The 2,694-nt window shown below is 38.7% G+C and carries 2 protein-coding genes; both read left to right on the plus strand.

All coding sequences use genetic code 11. From position 1 onward, the window contains the following. Positions 1-129 precede the first annotated feature (129 nt). Positions 130-396 carry a response regulator transcription factor gene (locus tag ENL20_08035; GenBank protein ID HHE38508.1) on the plus strand — a complete coding sequence of 89 codons (267 nt, stop codon included), beginning with the start codon at positions 130-132 and terminating at the stop codon, positions 394-396. 283 nt (positions 397-679) lie between these two features. Continuing rightward, complete coding sequence (locus tag ENL20_08040) at positions 680-2,449, plus strand: response regulator (protein ID HHE38509.1); 1,770 nt, start codon at positions 680-682, stop codon at positions 2,447-2,449. Positions 2,450-2,694: the final 245 nt, after the last annotated feature.

Consider the following 2,694-nt stretch of genomic DNA (forward strand, 5'->3'; position numbering starts at 1 on the left):
AACTTCAGTTGTGGGTAAAAAGAAAACCAATATTATTAACCGTTTCAACGGTTTCAAAACCATTAAAATGGTTATAATGTTGTGTATTTGAATTTTCTTATTATTAGAGCATCTTCTGACGCATGTATAATGAACAACCTTATAGGAGTGGATTGGGAAGAAGTAAAAATGAATAACCAAAAAATTCTGATTATCGATGATGATCCTGATTACACTATAGCCACCAAAGTCATTCTTAAAAGAGAAGGTTATCAGGTAATCTCTGCTGTTGATGGGAATCAAGGAATTGAAAAAGCAAGATCGGAAAAACCGGATCTGATCTTAATGGATGTCATGTTGCCCGATACCGATGGTTTTTCTATTTGCCGGGAATTTTTTTTTCAAGACTGTAACTAATTTTGCCGAAGCAAGATTAGCAGCAGTTGTCATGGGAGCTTTGGTTCCCTGCATAATGACTTCCAGAGCGGATTCGGATGAATCGAAATTACTTTCGATAGCTCTGGCAACCTTTCTCTCAAACAAGAAAAAATCTTGAAAACGGTTTCCCACAGAGGAATTCTTTCAAATCGACCTTTTCAACGATTGGAGATGAATGGTTGCTTGAGTATAATAACCATTGAAAAGATTTAGCAGGAAGATAATACTTATAAATCTTTTCAAAGTAAAAATAGGAGATAAAATGAACAAATTCGAGGAAAAGAACAAAAAAGTAATTTTTATTGTAGATGATGATCACGATCTTGTCGAATCAACAAAAGCAATTCTGGAAAACAGTAATTTTAAATGTGAATGTGCATATTCAGCCAAGGAATTTCTGGATAATGTCAAACAGGTAAAACCGGACTTGATAATATTGGATATTATGATGGAGACTGAAGTATCCGGTTTGGAAGTAGTAAACAAACTGCGAAATCCTGATCGAGATTCCGAATTTTATGATTGTTCGAAAATTCCGATCATGATCGTTTCGTCGATTCAGCAGGTTCTGGAGTTGAATATCAGCGAAATTGCCGGAACAAAACTCTTACCTGTCGATGGTTTTTTTGAAAAACCGATTTCCCTGAAAGAACTAATTTACCAGGCAAAAACATTAACCAAAACTGTTAGTTTGGAAGATCTCTTGGCAAAAGCTACCAAGCCTGGTGAAGATGCAATGATCCTGCATCCGTTTTATAATGGAAAATTATCTGTTATTCCCAAATGCTGTATCAGGAATTTTGACGATTTTGCGATCTGGTATACTCCCGGAGTTGCTGCTCCCTGCAAGGATATTCATGCGAATCCGGAGAAAGTTTATGAGCATACGAATAAATCTAATTTTGTGGCGATAGTTTCTGATGGAACCAGAGTTCTCGGTCTTGGTAATATCGGTCCTGAAGCAGGTTTACCGGTTATGGAAGGGAAAGCGATCCTCTTCAAATATCTTGGTGGTGTCGATGCTTTTCCAATCTGTATAAATGCTCATAAGCCGGAAGATATCATCCAGATGTGCAAATGGTTAACTCCGACTTTCGGTGGAATAAATCTGGAAGATATTTCCAAACCAAAATGCTTCCAGATTTTGGATACTCTTCGTGAAGAAATGACGATTCCGGTCTGGCATGACGATCAACAGGGAACTGCTGCTGTTACTCTCGCGGGTTTGATCAATGCTTTGAAAATCGTTGAAAAGACTAAAGAAAATGTCAAAATTGCCATGATCGGAGCAGGAGCTGCCAACATTGCGATCTCAAGAATAATGATAACTGCCGGTTTCCCTGCTGAAAATATTATGATGGTCGATACAAAAGGGATTTTGCATAAAGATAGAAAAGAACTGAACACCCCGGAAACTAAAGAAAAATGGAAAATGTGTATAACTTCCAATAAAGAAGGAAGAAAAGGTGGAATTGCGGAAGCATTGAAAGGAGCAGATGTTTGCATTTCTCTTGCCAAAACCGGACCGAATACCATTAAAAAGGAATGGATTGCTTCTATGAACAAAGACGCGATCGTATTTGTCTGCGCTAATCCGACTCCTGAAATCTGGCCCTGGGAAGCAAAGGAAGCCGGAGCAAAGATCGTTGCTACAGGAAGATCGGATTTTCCAAACCAGGTAAATAATTCACTCGGTTTCCCCGGTATTTTCAGGGGAACTCTGGATGTTATGGCAAGCACAATTACGGATGAGATGTGTATTGCCGCTGCTTATGAACTGGCAAAATGTGCTGAAGATAAAGGACTTTCCGAAGAATATATCATTCCCAGAATGAATGAATTTGAGGTGTTTCCAAGAGAAGCTGTAGCCGTGGGCATGAAGGCTATCGAACAAGGTTTGGCAAAGATAAATCTTACACGCGATGAACTCTATAATAAATCAGCTGCGATCATTAGAAAAGCGAGAGCAGAAATAGATTCCCTGCAAAATCAGGGTTTTATCGAACTACCAGCTTGTGAAGATGAGAAGTGATCCGAAACTTGTCCCAAGTTCAGGCATCTCCGCAGGAGATGATGAATCTTGTGTAAAGTTGACTGTTCGCGGAGGAGATCGACTTAACTCAAGATACTTCGGGCTAGTGCTAAGCTTTCTGCTATCCGCAAGCGGATAGTTTTATTAAGATGAAACCTGATCCGTAAAACAAGATGCTGATCTTGTCCATTTTCTCAAATTTCTATTTCCTTAATTTATTGGAAGTTAGAAAGTGTATTCATAGG

This window comes from Candidatus Cloacimonadota bacterium, assembly GCA_011372345.1.
Classification (GTDB): Bacteria; Cloacimonadota; Cloacimonadia; order Cloacimonadales; family TCS61; genus DRTC01.